Consider the following 25,060-nt stretch of genomic DNA (forward strand, 5'->3'; position numbering starts at 1 on the left):
TTTATTCAGCGTTTCCTTAAAGTGCTCAGCCATTATTGCGCTCTATTAGGGTAGGTGAATTTGATGAGCTTCAGTATTGAGATACCTTGGTTGTTTCTTTTTATCGCCTGTTTCGCCGGTTATTTTCAGACCGTAACAGGGTTTGGACTGGGGATGATTGTGCTGGGGCTGGCCGGTGGTTTTGGTATCGTGCCGCTGACCTCTGCGGTCGTGGTTGTCAGTTTGATGACCATGGTTAATTGTGCGTTTGCCCTGCCTGGGCGTTTGCAGCATGTGTACTGGCCGGCAGTAGCAGCCACTTTACTGGGGCTTGTGCCGACTATTATTGTCGGGGTGTTGTTGCTTAATTATTTAAGTGACAGCGCATCTAGCATTGTGCATGTGTTGTTAGGCATGGTGATTGTATACGGCGGTGTTGCGTTGTTACTCAAGCCGCGTATTCAGGAAGAGGTTGCTCGACCCGCGAGCTTTACTGTGTTTGGTGGGCTGTCGGGTTTTCTGGGTGGTTTGTTTGAAATTGCTGGGCCACCGTTGATCTATCATTATTACCGCCAGCCGTTGAACGCCAACTACATTCGTCATACCTTACTGCTGCTGTTTGCCGTGTCATCGGGGGTGCGCACTCTGTTTGTGGTTGGCCAGGGACAAATGAATATGGAGATTTTGTTACTGACGGCTTGGGCTTTTCCAGTGGTGGTGGCGGGTACGTTTCTCGGGCGCAATTATCCGCCGCCACTGTCGGCACAAACCTTGCGCCGTTTGGTGTTTATACTCTTGATCCTGATCGGGGTGTCACTGATTGCTAGCGGTTTGCTGGACTGATATGCGCCAAAATGTTGGCACAAGCGGACGTATTACGCCCGCCACATCAGAGATTTAAGTGCCTGTTGCTGCTCAATTCTCGGTAGAGGAAAGCCGCCATGCATCCTCTGCAATGGGTAAAAACGCTGCCACTGCCGCAGCGGCGATGACGTGGGTGGTGTTGTTATCGGGGTCGTGCACGTTGAGTCCACCATGCACTGCTTGTACTTCAGCACGGCCACGCGGCAAGATCGCCGCTACCGCAGCGCAGTCAACTTGCTCTGGGTGCTGCACGCCAATGGTGACCTCAACGCGCATCTGGCGATGGTCGTAGCCCAGGGTTGATAGCAGTACCAGCGAGGAGTGGCGCAGCGCATCCTCGACCGCGCGGCAAGCAGCCTTGGTGTAGTCTTGGCCATACAGCGAATTGCTGCTGCCCATCTCAAGAATAATACGACGCTCAGTCATGGTTCGGCTCCATATCAAAAGATACCACAAGCGCAACATTGACGATGACACTGGTGCCGCTGCCATCCGGTTTGTCGACGTCCAGTCCGCCTTTGCTCAGGGTAATCGTGGGTTGTCCATAAGGGAAAATGCCCAGTAGCGCTTGAATGTCCACCAGCTCAGGTTTTTGCACGCCGATTTCTACATCAATCAGCATTGCCTCGCGTGGAAAACCAAAGGCATTGGCGAGATTGACTGAGTTGTGCCACAGCGCATCACGAATTCCGCGCGCGCAGGCCTCAGTGTAGTCTTGGCTTCGAATCGAGGTGCCCATACCAAACTGATGCACCAAACGGGTTTTTGCCATTGCAGCGGTCCTCTCTCAGTTTAATCTTTGCTCAGCCATGCATGTGGCTATAGCGCTTAGCGTCGCTTACGGTGACCAATCAGTTGAATGATTTCATCGAACAGGTGGTGGTCCAGTACTTGCGACATGTCAGTGGCGAGGCAGTGGCGGTAAAACGGGCTTAAATCCAAGCCCACGCCCAATCCTAAAATATCAACTTCGCCTTGGCGTTCACGGCGCGCCAGCACTTCTTTTAGATGGTTATCGAGATAAAACGCATCGTTGGTCAGGTTGGTCGCGCTGTCGGCCGGGCAGCCATCAGAAATCACAATAAGGATTTTACGGCTTTCGCTGCGTGCCAGCAGGCGATTGCAGGCCCAATCAACCGCTTCGCCGTCTATGCCTTCGCGAAATAAGTCGCCCTTTAACAGAGCGGCAATATCGCGGCGACTGCGACGCCAGCCTCGATCTGCGGTTTTGAACACCAGGTGGCAGGTTTCATTGAGGCGCCCGGGATAACTGGGGCGGCCTTGGCGCATCCACTCTTTATAGGGCTTGCCACCGTTCCAGGCATTGGTGGTGAAACCGAGCAACTCACTGCTGGCGCCGATCATGTCAAGCGCACGAATCAGAGTGTCAGCCAGCATCGCCACCGGTTCGATTTGGTGGCGCATGGAGCCTGAGCAATCAATTAAAATACTGACCACGCAATCGGCGATAGGGCGCTGGCGCTCATGGTAAAATAGTCGGCGCTCAGTGGGTGAGCTGACAAGTTGCGCCAAGCGGCGGCCATCAATGCGGCCTTCTTCTTCGCCGTAGAGCCAGTCATCACGTTGCCATGTGGCCAAGACATTGGCCAGCTGACGTGCCACGCGTTGCACGTTAATGCCTTGCTCGGCGATACCTGAATCCAAGCGCTGGCGATATTCCTCGAGCTGCGCCGCACGCACTAGCGTTGCCGCCACCACTTCACGGTCGTGGGCGGTGGTGAAGACGCTGTAGCCTTGTTGATTTTCAGCGAAGGCTTTGCTGATGCCGCTGCGTGCGCTGGCAAAGTTGGTTTCATCATCACCCTCTTGATCAAACTCTAGCAGTAAGGCAAAACCTTTTTGCAGTTCGTCATCATCGTCGTCGTCTTTGCTGCTGTTGTCGTTGGCACTTTGCCCCGCGCGCTGCGCTTCAATAATGTTATCAATCAGCTCGGCAATAGCGCGAGCGTGGGGAATATAGGCGGCCTGATCAAAGCGATTGCGGCGTAAACCGGCCAGTGCGGTGCCCATCGATGAGGCCAGCGAAAAGCGTGTGCTTTCGATAAAATCTTCGCTTTCTTCCAAGACTTGGCGCGCGTTCAGACGTGCCCAGCACATTTGCGCCACGGTGTATAAAAGGATGCCACTGCTGCCTTCGGCGCTACCGGAGGTATAAAAATCATGCGACCAACGTTCAAAGCGCTGATCTAAATTAGCCGCCATGCCGCTGAGGCTGGCCGGTACTAAAGCTTCGACGCGCAGTTGTTCCAGCAGCTCAAATACCAGTCGCGCAATAGGCTTGAGCGGGCAGTGCGCGCGATGCAGCTCGGCATCACTGAACAGCAAACGCAGGGCCATAGCGTCGGCGGCAGCACGGCAGTCGGCAAAGGGCGCCACTGCCGTATCAATGCGATGGTGCGGTGCATTCATCGGAAAGCTACGCTCGCCTTGGTACAGTCGCTTGCCGCGAAAGTGCAAATCGGGCTGGCCGCTGATGGCCCTTATTGAGGCAGCGCACAGCTCTTCAATCCGTTGCTGACGGCGGGCTTGCTGCTGAGCGGTGCTATTCATGCTGAAAAGGGCTCTTTTGACCAGGACTCATCCAGCTCCACATCAAAACAGCGCTGGTAGTATTCGGCGACGATCTGGCGTTCAGCGTCATCGCACTTATTCAAAAACGACAACCTAAAGGCCAGCGCTGGGTCGCGGAAAATTTCGCAGTTCTCAGCCCAAGTAATCACCGTGCGCGGCGACATCAGGGTGGAAATATCACCGGCGGCAAAGCCTTTGCGGGTCAGGTTGGCGACGCTGACCATTTTATCAATCAGCTGGCGGCCTTTCTCATTGTCTTTTTCCGGTACGCGCGCCAGCACGATGGCCGCCTCTTCTGGTGCATCGAGGTAATCCAGTTTGGCGACGATATTCCAGCGGTCAATCTGCGCGTGGTTGAGCACTTGGGTGCCCTGATACATGCCTGACATATTGCCCAAGCCCACGGTATTTGCAGTGGCAAACAAGCGGAAATAGGGGTGTGGGTGAATCACACGGTTTTGATCCAGCAGTGAAAACTGGCCATCACGCTCCAGAATACGTTGGATAACAAACATCACATCGGGACGACCGGCATCGTATTCGTCAAAGATCAACGCCATTGGACGCTGCAGTGACCAAGGCACAATACCCTCCTGAAATTCAGTCACCTGTACACCATCACGCACCACGATAGCGTCTTTGCCGACTAAGTCTAAGCGGCTGATATGCCCGTCTAAGTTGACGCGCAAGCAGGGCCAGTTTAAGCGTGCCGCCACTTGTTCAATGTGGGTGGATTTGCCGGTGCCGTGCAGGCCCTGAACCATTACCCGACGATTACGGGTAAAGCCAGCGAGAATCGCCAAGGTGACATCTGGGTTGAAGCGGTAGGCTTCGTCTATTTCTGGAACATACTCATCGCGCTGGCTGAAAGCGGGTACTTGAAGGTCGCTGTCGATGCCGAAGAGTTCACGTACTGAGCGCAAGGTATCGGGCTTGGAGCCTAGCAAATCTGCCATGTGTTTTTCCTCGGGTGTACTGAGATGTTGTTTTTGTTTTTTCAGCTTAACCTACCTTAATAAATATTAAAAGCGGAACGTTGTGTTTCATTTAACGGTATTTTTATCTGTTGGTTGAGTGGGTTTTGCTGTCAGAATGGATTGCGTCTGGCCCAAGCAATGTATCGTAATTGGCGCTAATGAATTCAAAATCCTTGGCGTAAGCTCCTCTGTACACGATTCCCAGCCAGTGGGGCGTTAACAATAATTACAAAACTATTTTCAAGTGGAGTTCACCATGAGCCAACCTACCGTTGCTTTTCTTCAAGCGTTTGCCGATGCCCTTAATAATCATGACATTGATGCAGCGCTCGAGATGATGACTGATGATTGCGTGTTCAACGCTGTCGCTGGACCTGAATTACAAGGTAAGAGTTTTGTTGGACCGGATGCCGTGCGCGCTGGTTTATCTGCTGCCTGGAAAAATGCACCAGATGCTTGCTGGGTCGATGCTGAATGCTATGTCGTGGGAGACAAAGGCTTTTTGGAGTCAACCTATAAAGGTACCACCGCTGATGGTTTGCGCACCGAAGCACGCATGATCGATGTATTGACGTTTCGCGATGGCAAAATCGCCATCAAAAATGCATTCCGCAAGAATCGTCCCCCTGTTAACGCTTGAGATGTTCGCTCTAAAGCTTAACAACTCGATCATGAGGAAACGGTCATGAAAACTGTAGAAGTGAATAATCAAGCTGATCTAAGAGCTGAGCAGCGTACTGCGCCGTCGCAGCCTTACGACCCCTCTTACGATCCGCTTAAAACTGCCACACCTGGCCAAGGGCGTGATTATGCGCCAACTTACTGGATTGGCACGGCGGGTGAACCGCCAGCGGATGATGGTCCAGTGCAAGGCGATATTGACGCTGATGTGGTTATCGTGGGTGCAGGCTTTACCGGTTTGACCGCAGCTATTTTCTTAGCGGAAAACTACGGCATTAAGGCAACAGTATTGGAAGCGAACCGCACCAGCTGGGGATGCTCTACTCGTAATGGTGGACAAGCACAGTGTGCTACTGGTCGACTCAAGCGCTCACAGTGGATTGACCGCTATGGTCTAGATGTTGCGCACAAGTTGCATCAGGAATGCCTTGATGCCATGGAAACTTTCAAAAATCTAATTAAGGATATTGATTGCGAGCCGCAATTTGGTGGCCATTTATATATAGCGCACCGTAACCGGCAGATGCCGATTCTCGAAAAAGAAGCAAAATTGCTGCGTGAAACCTTCAATTATGATGCGCAAATTTTGGATGCGGAAACGGTCAAACGTGACTGGTTTGGCGATCAAGAAGCTGCAGGTGCGATGCATGAGCCTGAGGGAATTGGCATTCATGCGGGCAAGCTGGCATTTGGTTATCACCGCAAAGCGCGGGCTTTAGGGGTTAAAATTCACCCTGCCAGCCCAGTACAAAGTTGGGAAACGCGCGGTGGTGTGCACTATTTAACGACACCGGGCGGCGTGGTTAAAGCAGGTGCGGTGGGCATGGCAACCGGTGGCTACACCTCACAAAGCCTGCACCCGCAGCTGAAAAACCGTTTATTACCTATTTTGTCCAACTCGATTGTCACCCGCGTACTAACCGATGATGAAGTACAAGCGTGCAATATGCATACGCGGCAGGTGATAACAGATACGCGGATATTGCGCCATTACTATCGCTTGCTGCCAGATAACCGTTTGCAGATTGGTAGCCGCAGTGCCATTACTGGTCGTGATGCGCCTCAGGAAAAATACAAAAATATGCTTATCAGTGATATGCATCGTAAATTTCCATTACTGCAGGGTATCAAGCTCGACTATTCATGGTGGGGTTGGGTGGATGTCAGTCACGATATGATGCCGCGTATTTTCCAGCCAGATCCAAGAGAAACCATTTATTACGCGTTAGGTTACGGCGGTAATGGTGTGATGTATTCGGCGCAGGCTGGTAAGCGTATGGCGCAGTTGATTGCGGGTGATAAAACGGGTATGGATATGCCCATATTCCAATCCAAACTGCCATTCCCTAACATCAAGGAAGTGGTTGAGTCACAAACCTTTGCGCCGTTTCGTCGACTGGGGCAAAGTGTTCTCTACCGCTGGTACGCATACAAAGACGAGCGCTGGTAATTTACTTTAGTGTTCGCGTATCGCCAGAGGTAATAATTGAGCCAGCAGCTTCAGCCCTGGCTCAATTTTTTCTTCTGCTATGGCAGAAAATCCCAAACGTAAGTGCTCGTTGCATGAGCGATCAAGGTGATGGATATCTCCGCACTCCACCAATATGCTTTGCTTTCTGGCTAAGGCTTGCAGTTTGCGAAAGTCCAGCTCTGGCGGTGCTTTCAACCAAAAGCTGGTACCGCCGATACTTGAAGAGGTTTGCAGTTGCGGTAAATGGGTTTGCAGGGCCTCGTTCATACGCTGCCAACGCTGTTTGAAGGTGCGGTGGATCTGGCGTAACAGCACATCGTGATAACCGCGTTCAAGAAACAATGCGAGGGCGCGCTGATTATTGGCAGGCGGATGGCGCAGCATCAGGCGGCGGATGGCGCGTGCTTCACGAATCAAGGTTGGGTGCGCAACCATATAGCCCAAGCGTAGGCCCGGTGCTAACGTCTTAGATAAGCTGCCAACGTAGATCACGCGCTCGTGGCGATCCAAGCTTTTAAGTGCTGGCGTGGGGTTGCTCTGGTAATTGGTTTCGCTGTTGTAATCATCCTCAATAATTAGAAAGTTATTCATTTCTGCAAGGTCGAGCAACTGTCGCCGCCGTTCCAGCGGCATGGTCACAGTTGTCGGGCTTTGATGGCTGGGCGTAACGTAAATCAGTTGGCAATCAGCAATGCTTTCATGCAAACACATACCTTGCTCATCCACAGGCAGCAGTTGGATGTCGTCTGTAAATAGACGGGCAATGTTATGCATATCGACGTAGCCAGGATTCTCCATGCCAAAACGACGCCCAGGTTTAAGCAATAGCTGAGCAACGGTCCATAGGGCTTGTTGGGTGCCTACAGTAATCAGGATGTTTTCAGGGTTGGCCCAAACGCCGCGCCGAGGCAGCAGGCGAGTGCGAATTTGTTCGATCAGCAGCGGATCATCTTCATCAAAGTGATCTGCCGACCAACTGCGTATGGCTTGCACGCTGGTGGAGTCACGGTTGCACTCGCGCCAGTGCTGTATTGGGAATAAAGATGGATCGAGCTGCCCGTATAAAAAAGGATAGTCGTAGTTGTACCAGTCTTTGGGTTTGCGAATATTTTGCTGACGCGAGGGGCGGGCGGTTAACAGTGTTTCCCAAGGCATGGGCTCAGCATCAATATCGTTCAGGCGCACTGGTTTTTCAGCATGGCCTTCCAAAATATCTGGATTAACGAAATAACCGCTACGGCTTTTTGCAATAAGGTAGCCATCATCCAGCAACTGCTCGTAGGCCAAGACTACAGTATTGCGCGCAATTTTAAGCTCGCTGGCCAATCCTCGGCTGGAGGGCAGCGCTTTATGCAAAGGAATTTGGCCGTCCAAAATAGCATTAGCAATTTGCTCACGCAGTTGGCGCTGTAGGCTTTCAGGACGTTTAGGGTCTATATCGAAAAGGAGCATGGCGTATGAGCCCTGTACGTATTAATACTAGTAATAGTCAGAATGAATGAGAGAGCAGATAAAACCGAGTATGGCATAGTGGTTTCAAATAATGAAATAAGCCACGCCGAGTAAAATTTATTTTTAAACGAGCATCTGGCTCTACACATTGTTACTGATTGGCTCTATAGCTCAGGCTAAGAAATGCGTAAAAAAGAGGTGTAGGTCATAATTAATTCCGGAAAACGAAATTATTTATACTAAATATCAAGATCATGGAGGAAGAGTCGGTGTGATCGAGGTCATTGCCTACTGCGAACTCCCATAACAATAACAAGATGAGGCTACAACTATGCGTACTTATAAAAAGATACTTCCTGCAGTCATTTCAGCAGCGTGCCTTACCTTTAGTGCTAGCAGCATGGCTGCAACTTGGAAAATGGCGATTGGCGATGCAGCAGGTGGCACGCAGTATGAGCTTGGCGAAAAATTTGCCGAGGAAATGGGCAAGCGTACCGACGGCAAGGTCAAAATCAACTTGTTCCCTAACGGTCAGCTTGGTAGCGAGCAGGACACCATCAACAACGCCAGTATGGGCATGCTTGACCTGTCTATTTTGGCCATCAATAACATCACCCCTTTCTCACCTTCTGTCGGCGTGTTGACACTGCCTTATGTGATTCATAACGCTGAAGATGCCAAGCTCCTGACGCAAGGTGCGGTCGGTAAAGAACTTGCGCAAAACACCATTCGCGATGCTGGCGTGCGTATCGTTGGCTGGGCGTACTCAGGTTGCCGCCGTCTGACTAACTCGGTCAAACCGGTTGCCTCACCCAAAGATCTTGAGGGTCTGGTGATTCGAGTGCCGAAGAACGAAATTATGATCGCTTCGTATCAGGCGTGGGGTGTTAACCCTAACCCTTTGGCTTGGTCTGAAACCTTTACCGCTTTGCAGCAGGGCGTTGTGCACGGCCAAGACAACCCTTACATCACTATTGATGCAATGAAGTTCTACGAGGTGCAGAAATACGTCACTGACAGCTGCTATGTGTTTTCTCTCGAGCCGCTGATTATGGGTGAAGGTGCGTTCCAAAGTCTGAGTTCTGACATGCAAACCGCTGTGATTGAAGCCGGTGCCGCTGCGACTGAACACAGCTACAACTATCTGCTGGCCAGTGAAGAAGGCATCAAAAAGAGCCTAGTAGAAGAACACGGCATGACGATTGTCCAGCCCGCCAATGATGAGAGTGAGTGGATTGCTCAAGCCTCTACCATCTGGCCGAAGTTCTATAAGAGCATCGGTGGTAAAGACAAGCTGGATAATGTGTTAGGTGTGCTAGGACGCGAGCCAGCACCTGAGAAATAACCACGAACCCACGCAACATCGCTGCAGTTTCCTAAGCTGGCCTATCGGGCCGGCCTAGGAATTGTTGTGGGCGTCTTTTCTTTAGGTGGCCGCTGCTATGAAAAATATTCTTTTCAAATTTGTCGATAATATCGAGAGTTACTTGTGTCAGTTTCTCTTGATTGTCTTTGTTGTTTTGTTATTCCTGCAGATCATGCTGAGGAATATATTCAGCTATTCGATCCCATGGGGCGATGAGCTGGCAACTTATGCGTTTGTTTGGTTTGCGTATTTTGGTGCAGCCTATGCGACAAAAATGTCGGCCCACAACCGCGTGACCTTTCAGTTCAAACTGTTTCCGCGCTGGGTAGCGACCTTTTGCGCCGTACTCACAGATATTATTTGGATCGGCTTTAACGCGTTCTTTGTCTATCTGAGTTACGACTTCGTTTTCAATAAAATGAATCTGTTTTGGAAGTCCCAAACCATGGGTATTCCAATGAAGTATTTCTACCTTATTTTGCCCATTGCCTTTGCTGCAATGACATTGCGCATTATTCAGAACAACTACCTTCGCTTTGTTAAGAAGATAGAAATAATCGACCCTGAAGCCAAAGCTCTTGAAGACATTAAAAATGGCACAGAAGCAGGCGCCAACAACCAGGCCAATGGGGAAAAATAATCATGGAAACTACATTAATCTATGTGCTGTTCGGCGCATTCTTCTTGCTGCTGGTTATGGGTGCGCCAATCGCTGTTTCTTTGGCTGTGGCTGCGTTAGCCACCTACCTAACCCTAGGTGAGAACCCTCTGGCCTTTGTGCAAATGGCCTTTACCTCAGTTGGTGCTTTCCCGTTAATGGCTTTGCCGGCGTTTATCTTGGCGGGTGCTTTGATGGAAGCGGCTGGGATTTCTAAGCGGTTGGTGGATATTGCTGAGGCGTTTGCTGGTCCGATGACCGGTGGCTTGGGTGCGGCAACTGTATTTGCTTGCATGTTCTTCGGTGCGATTTCCGGCTCCGGTCCGGCTACCACAGCAGCAGTGGGTATGTTGATGATTCCGGCGATGGCTAAGCGTGGCTATAGCAAAGGCTATGCCTCCGCAGTCACAGCGTCTTCGGGTGGGTTAGGGGTGGTTATTCCGCCTTCGATTCCGATGGTTATCTTTGGCATTTCCGGAATGGGCTTGCAGCCGCCACCAGAAGCTGTGGCGATGCACGGCAGCTTCCAGACGCTATCGATCCCTAAGCTGTTTATTGCAGGTGTGGTGCCGGGAATTGTTATTGCTAGTTTTCTTTTAGCCATTAACTACTTTATTTCACGCAAACGTGGCTACCGCGGGCTGAGCGATAGTTGGTCCTACTCAGGTATCTGGACTGCACTGCGTAAAGGTTTTTGGTCGATGTTAGCACCCATTATCATTCTGGGTGGGATCTACACGGGGCTGTTTACGCCAACTGAATCAGCGATTGTGGCGATTGTTTATACGTTAATTGTCGGCATCTTTATCCACAAGGAATTGTTGCTAAAGTCTGCTCTGCGCACGCTGGAGACCACCACTTGGATTTCTGGGCGAGTTCTATTGATCTTGTTTACTGCGACAGTCTTCGGTCGTCTTTTGGTTGAGAACAGAGTGCCTGCGCATATTGCTGAGGTGATGCTAAGTGTTACTGATAACACCTATGCGATCTGGGCGATGATCATTGCTTTCCTGCTGTTTGTCGGCATGTTCATGGAAACACTGGCTGCCATTATGATTTTGACCCCGGTACTGCTGCCGATTATGTACATGCTTGGCATGGACCCTGTGCATGTGGGCATTGTTGTGGTGTGTGCTTTAGCGATCGGTTTCCAGACACCGCCGTTAGGTGAAAACCTGTTCGTTGCTTCGGGGATCGGCGGCTCATCAATTGAGGAAATTTCAGTCAAGGCGCTGCCCTTTGCCGCTGGGTCGATTACCGCAATCTTTATTATTGCTTACTTTCCACAACTGTCGCTGTGGTTACCCTCGATCATGGGTTATTGATCTTGAACGCAGGGGTTTTGCCTATTTAATAATACTGTTAGCGATTGCAGGCCGGCCTGAATCGCTTAGGAGACGAACATGACTAAAAAAATCAACCGTATTTTATGCAGTATTGGCATGCGCGGTAATTGTGACAACGTGCTTGAGCATAGCGTTAATTTGGCGTTGGCCACGGGGGCGAGCCTGAACATTTTGTATGTGGTCAAGTCGCTTGCAGACGATGTGATGAATACCTTGAAAGTGAATATCCGCGACCGCGATGTTTTAGGTTCGCTGATGGAAAAGCGCATTGATCAATCCCGCAGTGAGCTTGCTGCGGAGGTTGAAGCGTTTTGGGGCCGTTTCCCTGAATTGCGAGAGGCTATGCAAGGTCGTGAAGTCACCCTGTCTGTCTTGGAAGGCTATCCTGCTGCGGTGATTGCCCACTGCGCCAATGCTGGCAAGTACGACTTAATTGTTATGGCTGCCAACAAGCGCAGTTATTTAGCAACCTACGCCGGCAAGGTCACTAAAGGCGTTATCAAGCGATCAAAAGTTCCAGTGGTTGTTGTGCCTGTTGCACGGCCTTAGGGGGCAATACATATGTCTACACATGAGATGTCAAAATATTCCCCTCAGCATTTAATAGCTGTCGGTAAGCGCGTCATGCCGGGCACGATGATTTGCATCACCATTGCCTTGGCTACCACCTTTATTGCTGATCATTATGGCGGCCCAACGCTCCTGTATGCGCTGCTATTTGGTATGACCTTGCACTTTCTTTCGGAAGAGGGTCGCTGCTTGGCTGGTGTGGACTTTTGCTCGCGTACTATTTTGCGCTTGGGTGTTGCTTTGCTGGGTGTGCGCATCACCCTTGAGCAAGTTGCGACCTTGGGCATTGGGCCGGTATTGATTGTCGTTGCTGGCGTGATTTTGACTATTTTCGTCGGCACGCTTCTGGCGCGGGCGCTGGGTCTTAGTCGTGATATGGGGCTGCTGACGGGTGGTTCAGTGGCCATCTGTGGAGCCTCTGCTGCGCTGGCATTGTCAGCGGTGATGCCGCGTAACGAAACCCATGAGCGCAACACCATTATGACTGTGGTTGGGGTCACCACGCTGTCGACTGTGGCCATGATTGTCTACCCGCTGATTGTTGGTGTTCTGGGTCTGAGTGATACTGAGGCAGGTATTTTCCTCGGTGGCACCATCCATGATGTGGCGCAGGTGGTGGGTGCTGGCTACATGATTTCTGATGATGCGGGTGACGTGGCGACCTTCGTTAAGTTATTACGGGTGGCTATGCTGGTGCCAGCGGTGATGGTCTTTATCTTCCTCTTCCGAAACAATCGCAAAGAGGCTGGTAGCGGCAAAGTGCCTGCGCTACCAAGCTTTTTGGTGGCCTTTGTGGTGATTGTATTGATCAACAGTCTTGGCTGGATTCCACCGCTAGTGACTGATGTGTTCACTGATTTATCACGTTGGTGCATGGTGGCGGCCATTGCGGCGCTGGGTATTAAAACATCCTTCCAGAAATTGGCAGTTGTCGGTTGGAAGCCGGTAATTTTAATGGTCCTCGAAACGCTGTTTCTCTTGTCGTTCGTGATGGCCTGCATTTACTTTGGCTTGGGAGGCTTGTGATGGATATTCTGCTCAATGGCGAACCTAGGCAGTTACTGACTGCCACTACAGTTCTGCAGTTACTGCAAGCCCGCGGGCTTGATGTGCAGCGGGTTGCGGTAGAGTTGAATGAGGAAGTTTTGCCTCGCAGTGAGCATGCAACGTATGTGTTGCGTGCCAATGATCGGGTTGAAATTGTTCACGCCATTGGCGGCGGCTAGCCCAACTGAGCAATACGCAAAACGCCTCGCCTTATGTATAAGAACATGTTTGCAAACGGGAAAAAATAATGACAAAGCAATCCGTAGATAAACCATTAATCATAGCGGGCCGTCAGTTTAATTCGCGCCTGATGGTGGGCACTGGCCTGTATAAAGATTACGAAGAAACGGCGCGTGCACTGCTAGAAAGCGAAACCGAAGTGGTGACTTTTGCCGTGCGCCGTACCAGTGTCGGCCAGCACCCTGATGAGCCTAATCTGCTCGATTTTTTGCCGCCAAATCGCTACACCTTGCTGCCTAACACCGCAGGCTGTTATGACGCGCGCTCGGCTGTACGCACGTGCAAGCTGGCTCGTGAATTATTGGACGGTCATAACCTAGTTAAATTGGAAGTCTTAGCAGAAGATAAAACGTTGTATCCAAATGTAGTGGAAACGTTAAAAGCTGCGGAGCAACTGATTCACGATGGGTTTGATGTCATGGTTTACACCAGCGACGATCCAGTGGTGGCTCTCGAATTGGAGAAAATCGGTTGCTGTGCAGTGATGCCATTGGGTTCACTGATTGGTTCTGGCTGTGGTATTCAAAACCCACACAATATTCGTTTGATTATTGAGCGCGCCAGCGTACCAGTGCTGATTGATGCGGGCATTGGCACGGCCTATGAGGCTGCGATGGCGATGGAGCTGGGCTGTGATGCGGTATTGATGAATTCTGCTATTGCACGCTCCTCGGACCCGATCGCCATGGCACGCGCAATGCGCTTAGCGGTGCAAGCCGGGCGCACCGCTTACTTAGCTGGGCGTATGCCGCGTCGCGACTTAGCGAGCCCGTCGTCACCGATGGCAGGGCGTATTGCTGCTAAATAACGCGTATTGCTGTTTATGGAGTGTCTTTTGTAAGGGTGCTATTGATAAGGAGCGTATATGGTAAAGAGCGCAAGCGATAAATAGGCAACACCATTGATGTAGCAAGGCTTTCAAAATGCCCAGTACCTAAACGTATTGGGCATTTTGTCATTTGGGCGTTAGTTTTTGTTTTGGCTCAATTGGCTCAATAGGCTTAAACCACGCTAGTGGTTTGCCGCAATAAAATACGGGTTCTGTGTGTGCCGTTTCGCTAAAAATAAGTTCTTGTTAAGTTGCTCCACGTCGTTGAATGATCTGCTAGAGCGTACTGTTTAAGCGGTTTGCTTTGCATAGTGCTGTAAGCTAGGGGCTGTTTTACTCAGCTAGCAGGATAGGTTACATGCCCAATGTCAGCACGCAGACTCGTTCAGCACGATCACATCAGCCAGCGTTTTTTCATAAGCAGATAGGCCAGTGAGAACAATACTGCACCTAGCAGCACTAAATAGAGCCATGCAAATGTCATATTGGCCATGCTGCCATCTTCCAGCAATATCGATTGCAGTGGCATGTACAGCTGGTAAGACGGCAGGATAGGGGCGATGGCAGTGAGTTTTTGTGACACGTCGGACATGGCAGAAGGCAGCAGATGCGGCAAATAAAAGATCACCCCTAGGGTTCTTGCCGTCGCCTGATTGCGGCAGAGAAAGCCAAGAAAGACGCCATAGGCGCTGAAACAAAAACTACCGACCAAGATAAAGACGATGTAGCTCAAGGCATGGACTGGCCAAACATTGCTTAGTAGGTGAAGAAACAGCGTCGCCACAGCAATCAGAGCCATACCTAAGAGCAGTTTAGCCGCCAGCCATTGCGCTTCATGTATGGGTGTCTGCAGCAGGCCCAGCAGCAGTTTTTTCTCCTTTTCTTCGGCGATTTGCGCGGGGAGAATGATAAAGCCAACCAGTAAAATAACCATCAAGATCCAAGTTGGCAGCGTCTCACGTTGCATACCACCTTGCTGCAAGGCGCTGATTTCGGCAATCCAGCTGGGTGGATGCCCTTCTACCATTTTCTGTAGTGCAGAAAAGTTCTGCACGATTGCAACGGTCTGCAGAGATTCCTTTTTCAGTACCAGCAAGGCCAAGCCGCCTGACTCTTTGTCACTGTTGCTCACCACAGCATCGATGCTGTGGTCCTTGAGTAGGCGCAGGCCCTGCTCTTCACTTTCCAGCCAAGTCAGCTCAATGCTGTTTGCAGCTGCTGTGATACTGTCAGTGATGTCTGGCATGTAGACATAATCTTGCAGTAAGCCGATCTTGACTTTACTCGCTTCGCTGTCGCTTTCATCAACGAGGCTCAGCGCGACAAAAACAAACAGAGGGATAAACAGCACCAGCAACAGGGTTTTGTTCTTTACTGCGATTGCCAGATCGTTGAGTGTCAGAATAAGAATGTTTTTCATGAGGCGTACAGCTCTGCATGAATAGCGGACTGGAAGTAAGCCTGTGGCAGTCCATCGAAGATCACAGCGCCATTGTGCAAAACCATAATACGTGTCGCCAGATTCTTGATTTCTTCGGGGCGGTGCGAGGTAAACAAAATAGTTTTTCCAGCGGCATGCATGCTGTTTAGCAGACGGTAGATTTCACGAGTGGTCTCGAAGTCCAAGCCTGAAGTTGGCTCATCCAGTAGTAATAGTGAGGGATTTGCTAGCAGGGCACGGCCAATGCTGACTCTTTGTTTCAAGCCTTTGGAGAGGGTTTGTACTTTGGCTTTGCGAAAGGACAATAGATTGAACTCGTTGAGCACCTCTTCCACGCGCGGCAGTGCTGTCTGCGTGAGCTTAGCGAATAACTTAAGGTTGTATTCGACCGAGAAAAAGTCAAAGAGGTTGGGGTCTTCTGGAATAAAGCCGATTTTCCTGACCGCTGCTGCTCTATTTTTCAGGTCGATACCATCGATGCTGACCTCGCCGCTATCCGCTACAATCCAGTTGGCGAGCATTTTTAACAGGGTCGATTTTCCAGCGCCATTATGGCCAACGATAGCGATCAACTCGCCTTTTTCCACAGCAAAACTGGTCGGCGTAAGACCTCTATTCTGAGCATAGAGCTTGGCCAAATTCTTGACTTGGAGCTGCATAGATTAAGGGTCTATCTTGAAAAAGGTTTTATACGTAAAACCAGAAAGCTGACACCCTGAATCAAAAACGTGCACGATCTGATTAGCTTGGGTGCATAGTAAATGTCGCTATTGCGACAGATTTTGCTCGCAGAATATCATGCATGGCTGGCGAGCCAGCGCTGCATGTTTTTCTTCCTCGTTAAATTATTTTGATTATAACGATGACTAGAATGACGACTACCAAAAGACCGATCATGATTACCTCCTGTATGTGGCCTATCTGACTAGAGCCATGGGTTTAAGTTCCCAAGCCCCGAGATAAGCACGATTGCGGCATGTATGAATCTGCTCTAAGACTCATGCGCTAAGCTATATGAGCGCAAACGATTACAAAAAAGTATAGGTAGCCTTGTTAATATAGCTCAAACACCCTCGACTAAGGACCTTGCCAGTTTATGCGTGGCTCTAGCCGATACGTTCCATGTTTTAACCCGCATTATAAAAACAACTAAATGATGCTCGCGCACGTTCTTTTGACAGGTTAGGAATTCGCTCATCTGTAGTTTTCTGCACAGCTGATATCCAGAGACTGTTTTGCAATAGCGCGATCAATAACGAGTGAAGGCTGGGGCTGGGCCGTGAGTTTCTATCTATCTAATAAGTCGATAGTTATAAGCAATAATTAGCGCTTTTTATCAATGTTTATTTAACTACAATAGACGCCATCACAACATAAGAGAACTCATATGCAGTTGCTTAATTCTTCAAATCGCTATGGTCTAGTCAGCATCGTCATGCATTGGTTGGTCGCGCTGGCGGTCTTTGCTTTGTTTGGCTTGGGGCTGTGGATGACTGGGCTAAACTATTACAGTGAATGGTATCGAACCGCCCCCGCGCTGCATAAAAGTGTGGGTGTGACACTCTTTGCGCTGATGCTGTTGCGCGTGTTGTGGCGCTTTTTTACGCCAAAGCCTGCGCCTTTAAGTACGCACTCCAGCAGTGAGCGGTTACTCAGTCGCTTAGGCCACGGGCTGCTGTATTTGGGTATTTTTGTGGTGATGATTTCAGGTTACCTGATTTCAACAGCAGAAGGCCGTGGGATTAGTGTGTTTGATCTATTTGAGATCCCTGCTCTTATTAGCGGTCTACCCAATCAGGCGGATTTGGCTGGCGCTGTGCATTTCTATGTGGCTTGGGGATTAGTGATTTTTGCTGGGTTGCATGCTTTAGCAGCACTTAAACACCACTTTATTGATCGCGATGCCACGCTCAAGCGCATGCTGGGTTATGGGCCAAAATAAAATTTGTACGATATAAACAAATACATTGAGGTAATACACATGTTTAAGAAAACGTTTGCAGCGCTGCTGCTAGGTTCGGTGTTAAGCAGTGCTGCAGTATCTGCAGCAGACTATGTGATTGATCAAGAAGGTCAGCACGCTTTCGTTAATTTTAAAATCAGCCACTTAGGCTACAGTTGGCTGTACGGCACCTTTAAAGATTTTGATGGCACCTTTAGCTATGACGCAGAACAGCCTGAAGCCAGTAAGGTCAATGTCACGTTACGTACAGCGAGTCTCGACAGTAACCATGCCGAGCGTGATAAGCATTTACGTAGTGCTGACTTTTTAAATACCAGCAAACATCCGAAAGCAACCTTTGCTTCAACAAAAGTAGTGAGTACCGGTGAAGGCACAGCAGATATTATTGGTGACTTAACCCTCAATGGTGTCACTAAAGAAGTGGTGATTGCTGCGAGCTTTGTTGGCGAGGGTGATGATCCTTGGGGCGGCTACCGCGCTGGTTTTGCAGGCACCACTACTTTGAAACTTGCTGATTTTGCTATTACCACCGACTTAGGCCCAGCCTCAGAAAGTGTTGAGTTGACCTTGTCTGTCGAAGGTGTACGTCAGTAATTGAGCCTTAGTCAGTGTCGCTACCTTGCACAGGTAGTGCGCTGGCGCGAATGCAATCGACTAAGATTTGCGCCGCTTTCCCGAGCGGCTTATCTTTATGGCTATACAGATAAAAGGGCTGATGGCGCACGCTGCTAGTTTGCAAGGGTAGTTTTTTCAGAAGGCCGCTGGCTAAATCAGCGGCAACCATATGCTCCGGTAACCAAGCAAAGCCCAAGCCTGCTCGAATAAACTCAGCCGATGTGGCTAAACTCGTCACCGTCCAGCGTTGTTCTGCACCTAACCAGCCCACATCCCGTGGTTGGCGTTGCCCTGAATCGCGTACCACCATTTGCATGTGTGCAGATAAGTCAGTGGCGCTTAATTTGCGCCCTAATTGATGCAGTGGGTGCTGGTGATGGGCCACTGCAACAAAGGTAATAGAGCCCAGCTCAATGGGTAAATAACCGATAATATTTAACACGCTGATGGCAATATCGGCAGCACCGTCATGCAGTAACTCCTCTGTGCCAGAGAGCACCTCTTCGCGTAATAACACCCGACAGTCGCGACTCAATGGCTTAAAGGCCTGCAGTGCTTGTACGATTCTTTGGCTGGGATAGGCGATATCAACCACCAAACGGACTTCGGCTTCCCAGCCTTCTTCGATTTGCTGAGCCAAGGCTTCCAGCTGCGCCGCATCGGCGGTTAATTGCCGTGAACGTCTTAGAAGAATTTCACCGGTGGGTGTTAATACAGCTTTACGACCTTCGATGATTAATAATGGCATGGCCAACTGCTCTTGCATGCGCGCAATATTATAGCTGATGGACGATTGCGAGCAGTGCAGCGCTTGTGCTGCTTGTGCGTAACCACCATGATCAATCACAGCTTGTAAGATTTTCCATTGATCGAGGGTGATACGTGGAGCTTTCATAGGCGGGCCATAGCCGAGTGTGTTAGAGCTAAGGAAACGCTGAATAATGTTGGCTAGGGTGCCAGAGGTAGGCAAATCGGTGAAAAGTGCAGTTTACAGAGAGTAAATGCGTCTTTTGAGTGGTTTTTTCACAACACTCTGACTCCGTAAATCATTATTCAGTGCTGCAGTCAGTTTAGCGTTTTTTATTAATGTTGTTGAGAGGAATAGAGTGACGATGTCTGAGCTTAAATATCTAGCCGCCTATGGACCAGAGTTGCAGGCTCAAGTGCGCAAGCTCATGCAGCAGAATAAGCTTGAAGCCTATTTACAGCAACGTTACCCCGAGCGCCATAGTGTACAAAGTGATAAAGCGCTGTATCAGTTCACCAGTGATCTCAAGCAGCAGTATCTGCGCAATGCGCCAAATATCGACAAAGTCCTGTATGACAGCAAGCTCGATGTGCTGCGCCATGCGTTGGGTTTGCACACTGCTATTTCACGGGTACAGGGCAATAAGCTCACGGCGAAAAAAGAAATCCGTATTGCCTCGTTATTTCGTGATACGCCGCCTGAGTTCTTGCAGATGATTGTAGTGCACGAACTGGCGCATTTGCGCGAAAAAGACCACAACAAAGCCTTTTATCAGCTGTGTCAGCATATGCTGCCGAACTACCATCAATACGAATTTGATCTGCGTATTTACCTGACCTGGCGCGATACGCTGCATAAAAGTTCAGGCTAGTTGCCGCTGGATTCTCCGAGTTGCAGTCGGCACAGTTTGGCAGCTCACTAGAGCCCTTATAGGTTACTCACCAGAGCCAGTAGATCAGTTGAAGGGATAAATTCCTCACAGTTTTTTTGCGGGCCTTGGCTGTCCGGCTGCAGGACGGCGCGCAAATGACCGATACCATAACGCTGAGCGCTGCGCAGTACCGGCAGGCTGTCATCAATAAATAAGCTGCGTGCTGGCTGGTAGTCCACCTGCTTGCTGAGGCTGTCCCAGAAGCGCTGGTCTTCTTTGGGGTAACCGTAATCGTGCGAGCTGACAATGATGTCTAATAACGGCTCTAAATGGACTTTCTCAAGTTTGATATGCAGTGAATCACGGTGCGCATTGGTCACCAGCACCCTGCGCTTGCCTGCCTGCTTGAGTGCTAATAAAAACTGCTCGGAGTTGGCGCGCAGATCAATTAAATGTGCGGTGTCACGCTTCATTTGTTTGATGGGCAGGTCCAGCGTTTTACTCCAAAACTCCACACAGTACCAGTTCAGTTGGCCGCTGTAGGAGGCCATTAAAGGTTGTAAATAGGCATCCGCTTCGGCGCGTGATAGCCCGTTTTTGTCGGCATAGTATTGCGGCATGTAGTCGAGCCAAAAGACATTATCAAAATGCAGGTCGAGTAAGGTGCCATCCATATCCAATAAAACGGTGTCAATGTGCTCCCAAGGCAGTTGTTGCATACTTAAATCTCTCTAAAACTGTGTGATCAAGCGCGCTATGATACCTGCTATAAGCAATTGGAGTTTTGTTATGCGAGAAAAACCAGTCATTTTGTCCTGTGAAGAAGTGGCGCGCAGCCGAATTTTTCGCGTTGAACAATTACAGCTGCGCTTTAGCAATGGTGTCGAGCGCACCTATGAGCGTTTGCGTGGTAAAGCCGGTGGCTTAGGTGCGGTGATGATTGTCGCGATGTTTGACGATGAGCATGTGCTGTTGATTGAAGAGTATTGTGCAGGCAGCGATGCCTATGAGTTGTCACTGCCCAAAGGCCTGATTGATCCTGGTGAAGATGCATTGCAAGCGGCCAATCGTGAGCTGCAAGAAGAAGCAGGGTTTGCCGCGCGCTCTTTGGAGTATATAACTGAGCTGAGTTTATCGCCTGGCTATATGAGCCAGCGTATTAACGTGGTGCTGGCGCGTGATTTATACCCGTCACGCTTAGCAGGTGATGAGCCCGAAGTGATGCGTGTTGATAAAGTCAGTTTGCGTAACTTGCTGGGCTTGCTTGAGCATCCGCAGTTTTCTGAAGGACGTGCGCTAGCGGCGATGTATGTGGTGCGTGACTTGCTGCAGCAGCGTGGAGAGTTTCAAGCATGATGCATGAATTGATTTGCCCTGTGCTTGAACTGGTGCAGGCAGCAGGCCAAGCTACTCTGCCCTATTGGCAGGTGAATGTAGCGGTAGAAACCAAGTCCGATGAGTCGCCGATTACTGCGGCTGATATGGCGGCGCATCATATTTTGGCAGCAGGCTTGGCAGGGTTAGATAGCAGCATTCCCGTGCTCTCGGAAGAAGATTGCGCTATTGCTTTAGCGCAGCGTCAACAATGGACACGCTGGTGGCTGGTTGATCCACTGGATGGCACTAAAGAATTTATCAGTGGTAGTGCTGAGTACACGGTCAATGTGGCGCTGATTGAACAGGGGCAGGTGGTATTTGGTGTGGTCGGCGTGCCGGTCATAGGCAGCATTTATTACGGCGGCGCTGGGTATGGTGCACATTGCCTTGATGCCGACGGTAAAACGCGTGCATTGCAAATGCGCAGCGCACCACAGGATGAACTCGTGGTGGTGGCCAGTAAGCGTCATAGCAGTCCTGAACAAGAGGCGTTACTGCAGGGCTTGCAGGCAGATTATCCGGCGCTGCGCTTAGTCAATGTGGGTAGTTCACTGAAGTTTTGCCAGATGGCTGAAGGTGTTGCTGATCTTTATCCGCGCCTCGCGCCGACTTCGCAGTGGGATACTGCTGCCGCGCAAGGGGTGCTTGAGGGTGCAGGCGGTCAAGTGCTCAATCTACAAGGGCAGCCATTAACCTATGCCGCGCAGGACAGCTACTTGAATCCGTTTTTTGTAGCCCTACCAAAGAAGGCTGTGTGGCGAGATGCATTCTTAGCGCAATTAGCAATGGCTGAAAAATCTAGACCGTAGGCGTACTATGACTGCTCATGTCACAAAGCAGCGGTTATACACGCGTTGCCGACTGTTCCATTAATAATAAGAAAATAATTATGACTGAGAAAACGCCAGACCTGTTACGGGTAATTATTGCCGGTGCTTTAGTGCTGCTGGTGGTGCACACCTTAGGACGTTTTATTTACACCCCGTTGCTGCCGTGGTTGGTTGAAGATGGCTTGCTGACGCTAAAGCAGGGCGCAGATGTTGCCAGTTGGAACTATCTGGGTTATTTGACTGGCGCCTTGTTAGCCATGCGTTGGCACCGTGTAGCGCAGATTCATAAGGTCTTGCCTTGGGCGTTAGCGATTAACGTTGTTTGCACCTTGCTGCAGACTCAAGCGGAAACGGCTGAGACGTTATCGGCGTTACGCCTAATTAATGGCATCACTAACGGTATTGTTTTTGTGCAGGCACCATCCTTGATTTTAGAGTGGCTCGCGCGACATGGCCGAGCCACTGCCAGTGGATTGGTGTATTTAGGGGTTGGCGTTGGTTTGCTGGTATCCAGTGCGTTGGTCGCTGTGCCGGCGCAATGGCTGCAGGGTGCTGAGCGTTGGTGGCCTGCTTTTCTTCTCAGTGTACCCTTGGCATGGTGGGGCTGGCGGCAGTTGGCGGTGCTGGATATTCCGCCGCCGCTGGATTTGCCGACTGATAGTAATGGCAATGCGCCCTCGTCGCGCTTGCTTGATCGTGCCAGCACACCATTGTTTTTATCTTATGCCGGTGCTGGTCTGGGTTATATTTTACCGATGACCTTTTTGCCGATGCTGGCCAGTTTGCAACTTGAACCGAGCAGTTTTTTAGTGGATGGCAGCTGGTTGCTGGTGGCTTTAGCGACCTTGCCGGCGCCCTGGGTCTGGAACAAGTTGGGTGCACGTATCGGCGATGCGCTGGCGCTGCGTTTAAATTACATTTTGCAGTTGCTTGGTGTCTTGGCGGTGTTGTTACTACCTGCGGCTTGGGGCGTGGTGCTTTGTGCCTTGCTGGTTGGTGGCACGTTTTTAGGCACGGTGTTACTCACTCAGCGCTTAGCGCGCACATTACATCCTCATCAAGGGCCGCGCTTATCAGCGGCGCTGGTGGCTTTGTATGGTTTTACTCAGCTCACAGGACCGTGGTTGACCGCGCAATGGCTGGCTGCCAGCGGCACGCTGCAAGGTGCGTTCTGGTTGGGTGCTGGTGCTTTATTGTGGGGCCTGATTTGGGCTTTATTGGTGCCTGAAAAAAGTTGAGCAAAATATTCTTGTTCTGCGACAATGTGTCTCTATCGAAAGGCATGTAAAAATGCTACCGAATTTGAGGTCGCTGATACGCTACCAACGTATGCTCATTCTAATAATGCATTAGAATAGGGTACTATTACTTGAAAATGATAAAAACGAGTTGGGCTGTTTTAGGTGTGTGCCTTGCAGTGCTTAACGCCATCTAGATATTGCTCCGATTGAGACTCGCTTTAGGGTGTAGTAAATGAATGATTCGGCTCCTTTGATGAATATTGACCAGCTGCGTGATAATGCAGGTGCAGCGGGGCAGCTTTTGAAAGCGTTGGGTAATCCCGACCGACTTCTGCTGCTGTGCCAATTAGTGCATGGTGAAATGAATGTAGGCGAACTTGAAGAGCGTCTAGAAATTGTACAGCCAACCTTATCGCAACAGCTCGGTGTGTTGCGCCGTGAAGGCTTGGTGGGTACACGCCGTAATGGTCGGCAGATTTATTACAGCATCAGCAGCCCGCAGGCGATGTCGATTATTGAAACGCTTTATCAGATTTACTGCGGTGAGGATGAATAAAAGACCTGTGTGACAGCCTTGTAGGGCAATTAGACGCATACAGATAATTTATACTGTTGTATAGTGTAAATGAGATATCATCTCTAAAACGGCAGTGAGGAATTATCATGAAAAAAAATATGGGTTCAATTGATCGCGCTCTGCGCATTATTGTAGGGCTGGTTTTAGTAGGTCTAGCGCTGACAGGCGTGGTTGGTTGGTGGGGCTGGCTCGGTATTGTACCGATTGTTACTGGCGCATTAGGCAGCTGCCCTGCTTATAGCATCATTGGTGTAAAAACCTGTGGTGATAAAGGCTGCGATAAAAAATAGCAGCTGAATGATTGAAACAAAAAAGGCACCTTTAAGGTGCCTTTTTTCTGTCTGTGTTATGGCTATTAGAGTCATAGTATAAATTGTTATAAGTATATTCCAAATGCTGTGTATGATCAGTTGCATGTTCATTCGGTCTTTCAAGAGGGTGATTTTATGCGACCTGAAGTGACAAGTTTTTTTGATCCAGCAACCTCTACCTATAGTTATGTCGTACGTGATCCCGCTTCACAGTCATGTGCCGTCATTGATTCAGTGCTTGACTATGATCCAGCATCCGGCCGCACTAATACGCAAAGTGCTGAAGAGATTGTAGCTTTTGTTCGCGAACAAAAGCTCACAGTAGAATGGCTGTTAGAAACCCATGTGCATGCAGACCATCTATCGGCAGCGCCTTATCTTAAGCAGCAGTTGGGTGGGCAATTGGCGATTGGTGCAAAGATTACGACCGTGCAAAAGGTGTTTGCCAAAATTTTTAACGCTGAACCGCAGTTTACTACCGATGGCAGCCAGTTTGATCGCTTGCTGAGCGAAGGCGATATCTTGAATGTTGGCGGGCTCTCTGTACAGGTGATGCACACACCTGGGCACACGCCAGCATGCTTGAGTTACGTGATTGGTGATGCTGTTTTTGTTGGAGACACCCTGTTTATGCCGGATTATGGTACTGCACGCTGTGACTTTCCGGGTGGCGATGCGCGTACGTTATATGCGTCTATTCAGCGCTTATTTGAATTGCCTGATAGCACACGCGTATTTTTGTGCCATGACTATAAGGCACCAGGGCGTGAAGAGCATTGTAACGAAACGACAATTGCTGCTGAGCGTCAGCACAATATTCATGTGCGAGAGGGGGTTAGTGCTGATGAGTTTGTCGCTATGCGTACCGCTCGTGATGCAACCTTATCGATGCCAACTTTAATTCTGCCATCGGTACAAGTGAATATGCGCGCAGGGGAGTTGCCACCTGCTGAAGATAACGGTGTACGCTATTTGAAAATTCCCCTCAACTCACTGTAATAGTGGAGACATGCT

The 25,060-nt window shown here is 49.9% G+C and carries 28 protein-coding genes; 19 read left to right on the plus strand and 9 right to left on the minus strand.

The features are described from left to right. The first annotated feature begins 63 nt into the window (after positions 1–63). Entirely contained in the window at positions 64–822 is a 759-nt protein-coding gene (locus FXF61_RS14545) for a sulfite exporter TauE/SafE family protein (RefSeq protein ID WP_151185923.1), read from the plus strand. A 72-nt stretch (positions 823–894) separates the two neighbouring features. On the opposite strand, the gene FXF61_RS14550 is transcribed toward FXF61_RS14545, so the two are convergent. The 4 genes from FXF61_RS14550 to FXF61_RS14565 are packed head-to-tail and all read right to left on the minus strand — an operon-like array spanning position 895 to position 4,391. Then, complete coding sequence (locus tag FXF61_RS14550) at positions 895–1,269, minus strand: Lin0512 family protein (RefSeq protein ID WP_151185924.1); 375 nt, start codon at positions 1,267–1,269, stop codon at positions 895–897. After that, positions 1,262–1,615 (minus strand): Lin0512 family protein, encoded by a 354-nt coding sequence (locus tag FXF61_RS14555; RefSeq protein WP_151185925.1) that lies wholly within the window; start codon positions 1,613–1,615, stop codon positions 1,262–1,264. The genes FXF61_RS14550 and FXF61_RS14555 overlap by 8 nt, the downstream gene beginning before the upstream one ends. A gap of 56 nt (positions 1,616–1,671) precedes the next feature. Further along, positions 1,672–3,414, minus strand: coding sequence for a cobalt chelatase (locus FXF61_RS14560; protein WP_151185926.1), 1,743 nt, complete (start codon positions 3,412–3,414; stop codon positions 1,672–1,674). Then, complete coding sequence (locus tag FXF61_RS14565) at positions 3,411–4,391, minus strand: MoxR family ATPase (protein WP_151185927.1); 981 nt, start codon at positions 4,389–4,391, stop codon at positions 3,411–3,413. The genes FXF61_RS14560 and FXF61_RS14565 overlap by 4 nt, the downstream gene beginning before the upstream one ends. 277 nt (positions 4,392–4,668) lie before the next feature. On the opposite strand from FXF61_RS14565, the gene FXF61_RS14570 reads away from it, so the two are divergent. Both FXF61_RS14570 and FXF61_RS14575 read left to right on the plus strand, forming a co-directional pair. Beyond that, positions 4,669–5,052 (plus strand): nuclear transport factor 2 family protein, encoded by a 384-nt coding sequence (locus FXF61_RS14570; RefSeq protein ID WP_151185928.1) that lies wholly within the window; start codon positions 4,669–4,671, stop codon positions 5,050–5,052. A gap of 45 nt (positions 5,053–5,097) precedes the next feature. Beyond that, positions 5,098–6,543, plus strand: coding sequence for an FAD-binding oxidoreductase (locus FXF61_RS14575; protein WP_151185929.1), 1,446 nt, complete (start codon positions 5,098–5,100; stop codon positions 6,541–6,543). A gap of 6 nt (positions 6,544–6,549) precedes the next feature. Here FXF61_RS14575 and FXF61_RS14580 read toward each other — a convergent pair whose 3' ends face one another. Further along, positions 6,550–8,016, minus strand: a complete 1,467-nt coding sequence (locus FXF61_RS14580) for a PLP-dependent aminotransferase family protein (protein ID WP_151185930.1) — start codon at positions 8,014–8,016, stop codon at positions 6,550–6,552. Between the two features lie 400 nt (positions 8,017–8,416). On the opposite strand from FXF61_RS14580, the gene FXF61_RS14585 reads away from it, so the two are divergent. The 7 genes from FXF61_RS14585 to FXF61_RS14615 all read left to right on the plus strand — a co-directional run bounded on the left by FXF61_RS14585 (position 8,417) and on the right by FXF61_RS14615 (position 14,051). After that, positions 8,417–9,361: a TRAP transporter substrate-binding protein gene (locus FXF61_RS14585; RefSeq protein WP_256663454.1), complete on the plus strand. Its 945-nt coding sequence runs from the start codon at positions 8,417–8,419 to the stop codon at positions 9,359–9,361. A gap of 97 nt (positions 9,362–9,458) precedes the next feature. After that, the gene (locus FXF61_RS14590) at positions 9,459–10,022 is read left to right on the plus strand and encodes a TRAP transporter small permease (RefSeq protein ID WP_151185932.1); all 564 of its coding nucleotides are present in this window, start codon (positions 9,459–9,461) and stop codon (positions 10,020–10,022) included. A gap of 2 nt (positions 10,023–10,024) precedes the next feature. Beyond that, a complete protein-coding gene (locus FXF61_RS14595) occupies positions 10,025–11,365 on the plus strand; it encodes a TRAP transporter large permease (protein ID WP_151185933.1) in 1,341 nt (446 codons plus the stop codon). 78 nt (positions 11,366–11,443) lie between these two features. Next, the gene (locus tag FXF61_RS14600; RefSeq protein WP_151185934.1) at positions 11,444–11,935 is read left to right on the plus strand and encodes a universal stress protein; all 492 of its coding nucleotides are present in this window, start codon (positions 11,444–11,446) and stop codon (positions 11,933–11,935) included. A gap of 12 nt (positions 11,936–11,947) precedes the next feature. Further along, entirely contained in the window at positions 11,948–12,982 is a 1,035-nt protein-coding gene (locus FXF61_RS14605) for a YeiH family protein (protein WP_256663455.1), read from the plus strand. After that, entirely contained in the window at positions 12,982–13,182 is a 201-nt protein-coding gene (gene thiS, locus FXF61_RS14610; RefSeq protein WP_151185936.1) for a sulfur carrier protein ThiS, read from the plus strand. The genes FXF61_RS14605 and thiS overlap by 1 nt, the downstream gene beginning before the upstream one ends. A gap of 68 nt (positions 13,183–13,250) precedes the next feature. Beyond that, positions 13,251–14,051, plus strand: coding sequence for a thiazole synthase (locus tag FXF61_RS14615; protein WP_151185937.1), 801 nt, complete (start codon positions 13,251–13,253; stop codon positions 14,049–14,051). 415 nt (positions 14,052–14,466) lie between these two features. On the opposite strand, the gene FXF61_RS14620 is transcribed toward FXF61_RS14615, so the two are convergent. Together FXF61_RS14620 and FXF61_RS14625 are read right to left on the minus strand one after the other, a co-directional pair. Then, positions 14,467–15,492 carry an ABC transporter permease gene (locus FXF61_RS14620; protein ID WP_151185938.1) on the minus strand — a complete coding sequence of 342 codons (1,026 nt, stop codon included), beginning with the start codon at positions 15,490–15,492 and terminating at the stop codon, positions 14,467–14,469. Next, on the minus strand, positions 15,489–16,172 hold the full coding sequence (locus FXF61_RS14625) for an ABC transporter ATP-binding protein (protein WP_151185939.1): 684 nt from the start codon (positions 16,170–16,172) through the stop codon (positions 15,489–15,491). The genes FXF61_RS14620 and FXF61_RS14625 overlap by 4 nt, the downstream gene beginning before the upstream one ends. 728 nt (positions 16,173–16,900) lie before the next feature. Here FXF61_RS14625 and FXF61_RS14630 point away from each other — a divergent pair. Together FXF61_RS14630 and FXF61_RS14635 are read left to right on the plus strand one after the other, a co-directional pair. Then, a complete protein-coding gene (locus tag FXF61_RS14630) occupies positions 16,901–17,455 on the plus strand; it encodes a cytochrome b (protein ID WP_151185940.1) in 555 nt (184 codons plus the stop codon). Between the two features lie 39 nt (positions 17,456–17,494). Then, positions 17,495–18,070, plus strand: coding sequence for a YceI family protein (locus FXF61_RS14635; protein WP_151185941.1), 576 nt, complete (start codon positions 17,495–17,497; stop codon positions 18,068–18,070). 7 nt (positions 18,071–18,077) lie between these two features. Here the strand turns inward: FXF61_RS14635 and FXF61_RS14640 are convergent, their stop codons facing one another. Further along, complete coding sequence (locus FXF61_RS14640) at positions 18,078–18,986, minus strand: LysR family transcriptional regulator (protein WP_151185942.1); 909 nt, start codon at positions 18,984–18,986, stop codon at positions 18,078–18,080. 217 nt (positions 18,987–19,203) lie between these two features. On the opposite strand from FXF61_RS14640, the gene FXF61_RS14645 reads away from it, so the two are divergent. Beyond that, entirely contained in the window at positions 19,204–19,710 is a 507-nt protein-coding gene (locus FXF61_RS14645) for a M48 family metallopeptidase (protein WP_151185943.1), read from the plus strand. Between the two features lie 56 nt (positions 19,711–19,766). Here the strand turns inward: FXF61_RS14645 and yrfG are convergent, their stop codons facing one another. Continuing rightward, positions 19,767–20,429: a GMP/IMP nucleotidase gene (yrfG, locus tag FXF61_RS14650; protein WP_151185944.1), complete on the minus strand. Its 663-nt coding sequence runs from the start codon at positions 20,427–20,429 to the stop codon at positions 19,767–19,769. A gap of 70 nt (positions 20,430–20,499) precedes the next feature. Here yrfG and nudE point away from each other — a divergent pair, with 70 nt between their 5' ends. From nudE to FXF61_RS14680, 6 genes are all read left to right on the plus strand, one after another. After that, a complete protein-coding gene (nudE, locus tag FXF61_RS14655; protein ID WP_151185945.1) occupies positions 20,500–21,066 on the plus strand; it encodes an ADP compounds hydrolase NudE in 567 nt (188 codons plus the stop codon). Beyond that, positions 21,063–21,896: a 3'(2'),5'-bisphosphate nucleotidase CysQ gene (gene cysQ, locus FXF61_RS14660; protein ID WP_151185946.1), complete on the plus strand. Its 834-nt coding sequence runs from the start codon at positions 21,063–21,065 to the stop codon at positions 21,894–21,896. Before nudE ends, cysQ begins: the two co-directional genes overlap by 4 nt. Positions 21,897–21,976: 80 nt before the next feature. After that, positions 21,977–23,155: a YbfB/YjiJ family MFS transporter gene (locus FXF61_RS14665; RefSeq protein WP_151185947.1), complete on the plus strand. Its 1,179-nt coding sequence runs from the start codon at positions 21,977–21,979 to the stop codon at positions 23,153–23,155. A 235-nt stretch (positions 23,156–23,390) separates the two neighbouring features. Continuing rightward, positions 23,391–23,714: a metalloregulator ArsR/SmtB family transcription factor gene (locus tag FXF61_RS14670; RefSeq protein ID WP_151185948.1), complete on the plus strand. Its 324-nt coding sequence runs from the start codon at positions 23,391–23,393 to the stop codon at positions 23,712–23,714. 107 nt (positions 23,715–23,821) lie between these two features. Continuing rightward, positions 23,822–24,025 (plus strand): DUF2892 domain-containing protein, encoded by a 204-nt coding sequence (locus tag FXF61_RS14675; RefSeq protein WP_151185949.1) that lies wholly within the window; start codon positions 23,822–23,824, stop codon positions 24,023–24,025. Between the two features lie 156 nt (positions 24,026–24,181). Beyond that, positions 24,182–25,045: an MBL fold metallo-hydrolase gene (locus tag FXF61_RS14680; RefSeq protein ID WP_151185950.1), complete on the plus strand. Its 864-nt coding sequence runs from the start codon at positions 24,182–24,184 to the stop codon at positions 25,043–25,045. The last annotated feature ends 15 nt before the right edge of the window (positions 25,046–25,060 follow it).

The organism is Pseudomonas sp. C27(2019), assembly GCF_008807395.1.
Lineage (GTDB): Bacteria > Pseudomonadota > Gammaproteobacteria > Pseudomonadales > Pseudomonadaceae > Denitrificimonas.

What these genes read in the sequence shown, in the direction of transcription:
- FXF61_RS14545 (WP_151185923.1), top strand. Translation starts at nt 64, where the DNA reads ATGAGCTTCAGTATTGAGATACCTTGGTTGTTTCTTTTTATCGCCTGT.
- FXF61_RS14550 (WP_151185924.1), bottom strand. Translation starts at nt 1,269, where the DNA reads ATGACTGAGCGTCGTATTATTCTTGAGATGGGCAGCAGCAATTCGCTG.
- FXF61_RS14555 (WP_151185925.1), bottom strand. Translation starts at nt 1,615, where the DNA reads ATGGCAAAAACCCGTTTGGTGCATCAGTTTGGTATGGGCACCTCGATT.
- FXF61_RS14560 (WP_151185926.1), bottom strand. Translation starts at nt 3,414, where the DNA reads ATGAATAGCACCGCTCAGCAGCAAGCCCGCCGTCAGCAACGGATTGAA.
- FXF61_RS14565 (WP_151185927.1), bottom strand. Translation starts at nt 4,391, where the DNA reads ATGGCAGATTTGCTAGGCTCCAAGCCCGATACCTTGCGCTCAGTACGT.
- FXF61_RS14570 (WP_151185928.1), top strand. Translation starts at nt 4,669, where the DNA reads ATGAGCCAACCTACCGTTGCTTTTCTTCAAGCGTTTGCCGATGCCCTT.
- FXF61_RS14575 (WP_151185929.1), top strand. Translation starts at nt 5,098, where the DNA reads ATGAAAACTGTAGAAGTGAATAATCAAGCTGATCTAAGAGCTGAGCAG.
- FXF61_RS14580 (WP_151185930.1), bottom strand. Translation starts at nt 8,016, where the DNA reads ATGCTCCTTTTCGATATAGACCCTAAACGTCCTGAAAGCCTACAGCGC.
- FXF61_RS14585 (WP_256663454.1), top strand. Translation starts at nt 8,417, where the DNA reads ATGGCTGCAACTTGGAAAATGGCGATTGGCGATGCAGCAGGTGGCACG.
- FXF61_RS14590 (WP_151185932.1), top strand. Translation starts at nt 9,459, where the DNA reads ATGAAAAATATTCTTTTCAAATTTGTCGATAATATCGAGAGTTACTTG.
- FXF61_RS14595 (WP_151185933.1), top strand. Translation starts at nt 10,025, where the DNA reads ATGGAAACTACATTAATCTATGTGCTGTTCGGCGCATTCTTCTTGCTG.
- FXF61_RS14600 (WP_151185934.1), top strand. Translation starts at nt 11,444, where the DNA reads ATGACTAAAAAAATCAACCGTATTTTATGCAGTATTGGCATGCGCGGT.
- FXF61_RS14605 (WP_256663455.1), top strand. Translation starts at nt 11,948, where the DNA reads ATGTCTACACATGAGATGTCAAAATATTCCCCTCAGCATTTAATAGCT.
- thiS (WP_151185936.1), top strand. Translation starts at nt 12,982, where the DNA reads ATGGATATTCTGCTCAATGGCGAACCTAGGCAGTTACTGACTGCCACT.
- FXF61_RS14615 (WP_151185937.1), top strand. Translation starts at nt 13,251, where the DNA reads ATGACAAAGCAATCCGTAGATAAACCATTAATCATAGCGGGCCGTCAG.
- FXF61_RS14620 (WP_151185938.1), bottom strand. Translation starts at nt 15,492, where the DNA reads ATGAAAAACATTCTTATTCTGACACTCAACGATCTGGCAATCGCAGTA.
- FXF61_RS14625 (WP_151185939.1), bottom strand. Translation starts at nt 16,172, where the DNA reads ATGCAGCTCCAAGTCAAGAATTTGGCCAAGCTCTATGCTCAGAATAGA.
- FXF61_RS14630 (WP_151185940.1), top strand. Translation starts at nt 16,901, where the DNA reads ATGCAGTTGCTTAATTCTTCAAATCGCTATGGTCTAGTCAGCATCGTC.
- FXF61_RS14635 (WP_151185941.1), top strand. Translation starts at nt 17,495, where the DNA reads ATGTTTAAGAAAACGTTTGCAGCGCTGCTGCTAGGTTCGGTGTTAAGC.
- FXF61_RS14640 (WP_151185942.1), bottom strand. Translation starts at nt 18,986, where the DNA reads ATGAAAGCTCCACGTATCACCCTCGATCAATGGAAAATCTTACAAGCT.
- FXF61_RS14645 (WP_151185943.1), top strand. Translation starts at nt 19,204, where the DNA reads ATGTCTGAGCTTAAATATCTAGCCGCCTATGGACCAGAGTTGCAGGCT.
- yrfG (WP_151185944.1), bottom strand. Translation starts at nt 20,429, where the DNA reads ATGCAACAACTGCCTTGGGAGCACATTGACACCGTTTTATTGGATATG.
- nudE (WP_151185945.1), top strand. Translation starts at nt 20,500, where the DNA reads ATGCGAGAAAAACCAGTCATTTTGTCCTGTGAAGAAGTGGCGCGCAGC.
- cysQ (WP_151185946.1), top strand. Translation starts at nt 21,063, where the DNA reads ATGATGCATGAATTGATTTGCCCTGTGCTTGAACTGGTGCAGGCAGCA.
- FXF61_RS14665 (WP_151185947.1), top strand. Translation starts at nt 21,977, where the DNA reads ATGACTGAGAAAACGCCAGACCTGTTACGGGTAATTATTGCCGGTGCT.
- FXF61_RS14670 (WP_151185948.1), top strand. Translation starts at nt 23,391, where the DNA reads ATGAATGATTCGGCTCCTTTGATGAATATTGACCAGCTGCGTGATAAT.
- FXF61_RS14675 (WP_151185949.1), top strand. Translation starts at nt 23,822, where the DNA reads ATGAAAAAAAATATGGGTTCAATTGATCGCGCTCTGCGCATTATTGTA.
- FXF61_RS14680 (WP_151185950.1), top strand. Translation starts at nt 24,182, where the DNA reads ATGCGACCTGAAGTGACAAGTTTTTTTGATCCAGCAACCTCTACCTAT.